The sequence below is a fragment of the Pseudanabaena sp. 'Roaring Creek' genome (genome assembly GCF_001402795.1).
GTDB lineage: Bacteria > Cyanobacteriota > Cyanobacteriia > Pseudanabaenales > Pseudanabaenaceae > Pseudanabaena.
Genome location: NZ_LIRE01000297.1, coordinates 1 through 3,288 on the forward strand (window position 1 = coordinate 1; position 3,288 = coordinate 3,288).

The 3,288-nt window shown below is 40.5% G+C and carries 5 protein-coding genes; 3 read left to right on the top strand and 2 right to left on the bottom strand.

Going from position 1 to position 3,288, the window contains the following annotated elements; translation table 11 throughout:
- Nucleotides 1-346: transposase (locus AC805_RS10300; protein WP_197278692.1), on the top strand; the 346-nt coding region annotated here is incomplete at its 5' end.
- Nucleotides 347-534: 188 nt separating this feature from the next.
- Nucleotides 535-978 (top strand): type I restriction enzyme HsdR N-terminal domain-containing protein, encoded by a 444-nt coding sequence (locus AC805_RS10305; RefSeq protein ID WP_072143589.1) that lies wholly within the window; start codon nt 535-537, stop codon nt 976-978.
- 82 nt (nt 979-1,060) lie between these two features.
- Here AC805_RS10305 and AC805_RS10310 read toward each other — a convergent pair whose 3' ends face one another.
- Nucleotides 1,061-1,525 carry a DUF6220 domain-containing protein gene (locus tag AC805_RS10310; RefSeq protein ID WP_055075357.1) on the bottom strand — a complete coding sequence of 155 codons (465 nt, stop codon included), beginning with the start codon at nt 1,523-1,525 and terminating at the stop codon, nt 1,061-1,063.
- Nucleotides 1,526-1,540: 15 nt separating this feature from the next.
- On the bottom strand, nt 1,541-2,227 hold the full coding sequence (locus AC805_RS10315) for a DJ-1/PfpI family protein (RefSeq protein ID WP_055075358.1): 687 nt from the start codon (nt 2,225-2,227) through the stop codon (nt 1,541-1,543).
- Nucleotides 2,228-2,328: 101 nt separating this feature from the next.
- Here AC805_RS10315 and AC805_RS10320 point away from each other — a divergent pair, with 101 nt between their 5' ends.
- Nucleotides 2,329-3,012, top strand: coding sequence for a helix-turn-helix transcriptional regulator (locus tag AC805_RS10320; protein WP_055075359.1), 684 nt, complete (start codon nt 2,329-2,331; stop codon nt 3,010-3,012).
- The last annotated feature ends 276 nt before the right edge of the window (nt 3,013-3,288 follow it).

The following is a 3,288-nucleotide window of genomic DNA, read 5'->3' on the forward strand; positions in this document are numbered from 1 at the left end:
TCCCCATGCCATCAAAATCCGTCTTGCTCAAGATAACCTCAACACTCACGTTAAATCATCTCTTTACAAGGCTTTTCTGCCTGAGGAAGCCAGAAGAATTCTCGACAAAATTGAGTTTTACTACACCCCAAAGCATGGCAGTTGGCTCAATATGGCTGAAATTGAGTTGATTGTTTTAAATCGCCAATGTCTCGACCGTCGTATTCCTGATAAACAGCTTTTGATTCAGGAAGTCTCGGTTTGGGAAAATCGCAGAAATTCTCTCTCTTGTAAAGTCAATTGGCAATTTACTACTGCTGATGCTCGCATTAAATTGCTTCGCCTTTACCCGTCAATAATTACTTAACTGCCTACTAGATGGTAGCTTGAACACCTGCTCCTTGAGTTCTTGTAACAAGATAGATAGCTCCTATTGCTCAAGATGAATGGTTAAATCATGCACCAACTTTAACCGAAGCGGAACTACAAGGATTAGATCGCCTCACTCGCAACTATACCTATCTCAGTCAAGAAGAACCACCTCTCGAAGAAATTGTGAAGCTTGTCGTGGTATCACCATTGTTAGATTTGGCTGGTTTCTATCAATTTTCTTTTTTGGTAAAAGCAGAAGTAAGTACCAATATCGAAGTTGCTGACGAAGCTAATGCTATCGCAATTCAAGGCAGAATTGATATTTTGGTAATCCAAGATAGTTTTTGGGTTTTAATAATCGAATCAAAACCTGCAAGGCTAGACGTTACGGCAGGAATTCCTCAAGCACTTACTTATTTACTGAGCGCTCCCGATTTACAGTCAAGTTGTTATGGAATGGTTACAAATGGAAGAGAAGTATTGTTCTTGAAGTGCGATCGCCTCCAAAATACTCCTCAATATACGCGATCGCCTACTTATCGGTTACTTGAAAATACAGCAGAACGTATCCAAGTTTTACAGGGTCTTAAACAAATTGGCGCTTATATTGGCGATTTGAGGAGTTAACCGATCGCTATTACCATGAGTCATGATTTCTAGGCGATCGCCTCAATTATCTATCTGTTAAAAGGGTTGCTGAAGGCGATCGCTAGTTGGCTAATTCCTTCAGTTCAGTCTTTGGAAATATGAACTCACTTATCCGATGCACCAACGACGTAGAAGCCGAAAATAGAATGAACCCGATTAAAGGATGGACAACAGCAAGAGGAATTGGAGTTTTTAAATGAATTGTCAAGACTTGAATTCCTAAGACAATTGGCATACTAATTGCAAGGCTGCGAATCCGTTGAGAAAAACTACCAAAACAAACCCATATCGCTAAAATTAGTGATAGCCCACCGTACCCACGAACCAACCAAACATGAATCTGCCACCATTCAGGATTGTAAAAGTAAGCCATTCCTACAGTAAATACTTGGGCGATTAGACAGAGATTAAATAGAATCGCTACAACATACAATCCCAGTATTAATGGTTTATTTAGATCGGCGATCGCTAGTGATGAATCTGAAGTCGCTCCTCCAATCGAAGCGGTTTTTCTTGCGTATTTCATAATCAATCCTTCTTTTTAAATCAAACGCTCATAAACACTCTGAGCTGCTTGCCGAAACTCGTTAAAGCCTGCTTCATACTTCCTCATCACTTTTTGTGTAAGTTCCACTCCTGCCAACTCTGGACTACCAGTACCAAAGGGCGGATGAGGTGCATATTCGAGCGTCAACTCAACTTCCTTTGCAGCATCTTCCCCACGCAGATTACTTAAAACAATTAAGCCTGCATCAAAAGAACCACAAACTGGACTCGCGGTAATTCGGTTCCTATCGACAACCACTTCACCTCCTTTTACTGGAATTGCCCCAAACTTGGCAAGGTCGTCAACCACAGAAAAACTCGCTGTCGCTCGATAGCCCTTCAGTAATCCTAGTGCTGCTAACATTAAACTCCCACCACAAATACCAATTAGATACTTTGCCTGACGGCCAATATCTACAAGAAATTTCAAAGCTTCATCGGGTAGAACACCTGTAAATGCTCCAATACACAAAACATCAAGATGCTGAGGACATTCTGCAAATGTGATGGTTGGTTGCATTGGGAAATTGGGAAATCCTACTACAATGTCTTTGTTCTGCCAAATAAAATGAATATCGCACTCTGGTACAACACTAAATACGCTATAAACGCCAATTACATCTGGGATATAGCAATTGGGACAAATAAAAATGCCGATTTGTAATCTTTCCGTAGCACTCATCTATTTTTTCCTAATTTCAAATTCAATAAAGCTAAGATAATTTCAATCCCAATTTATGAATAGACCTCGAACGGGTACTCTTTAATCACAAAGCAAGAACGATGCATACTTTACAGAATTTATTTACGGCGATCGCCCAAGTTCAGAATGACCAAGAACTGAGACAGCCAATCATGGCGCAAATAGGTGAATATTTTGCGGCAACCCGGTGGGGACTGATTTTCCTAGACCAAATACCAAAGATAAATACTAAGGCTCCTAACATTATCAGATTGGCTCTATCTCTAGACTCCAATCCTGTGTTGCGCTATTTAGTTCAACGCCATGCTGCTGTCCATGAAGAAGTGATTTTACCTGTGGGCATGTGGCAGAAAATCTGTCCTCGTGAAGATCACGGTCATGTCATGCTTGGACCCGTTATTAGTTATGGGCAACTTGTGGGCGGAATTGCTGTTACTCGCCATCGTAACGATCCTGCTTTTAATACCGATAACTTGGCAGACCTTAATGCTATATGTTTACATATTTCCAGCCGTTTAGCGGCATTGAGATCGCAAACCGTGGCTTTTGGCTCAAATATAAATCATTTAACTAATCGAGAAGCACAAATTGCCGAATTAGTTGCTCAAGGATTAACCAGTTCAGAAATTGGAGCGGCATTGTGGATTACGGAAAACTCGGTAAAACAAGCCTTAAAAAGGATGTATCGCAAGTTAAATGTATCATCACGCGCTGAGATGGTGGCACATTTGTCTCTCAATAACTCTAATAGAACAAATCTTTAATTTTGCGATCGATGATGAATGCACTTAGGAGATAACGGTTGAATTTTGCGATCGCCTCAATTATCTATCTGCCAAGGTTTTGCGTTATTGAGATCGCTATTAGTATCTCACCTTACGCAGAAGTCTAAAAAGGTTTCAGGGATTGCCATTCCAAGTAAGATTGCTGCAAAGCCTTAATATACAATTTGGATTTGAGAGCAAAATGATTGAGCTTAGAATTGAGTTTAAGAACCTCCAATTTCACATATCCCCACAAAGATGCAAAGAAGTGATTGG

What these genes read in the sequence shown, in the direction of transcription:
- AC805_RS10310 (WP_055075357.1), bottom strand. Translation starts at nt 1,525, where the DNA reads ATGAAATACGCAAGAAAAACCGCTTCGATTGGAGGAGCGACTTCAGAT.
- AC805_RS10315 (WP_055075358.1), bottom strand. Translation starts at nt 2,227, where the DNA reads ATGAGTGCTACGGAAAGATTACAAATCGGCATTTTTATTTGTCCCAAT.
- AC805_RS10320 (WP_055075359.1), top strand. Translation starts at nt 2,329, where the DNA reads ATGCATACTTTACAGAATTTATTTACGGCGATCGCCCAAGTTCAGAAT.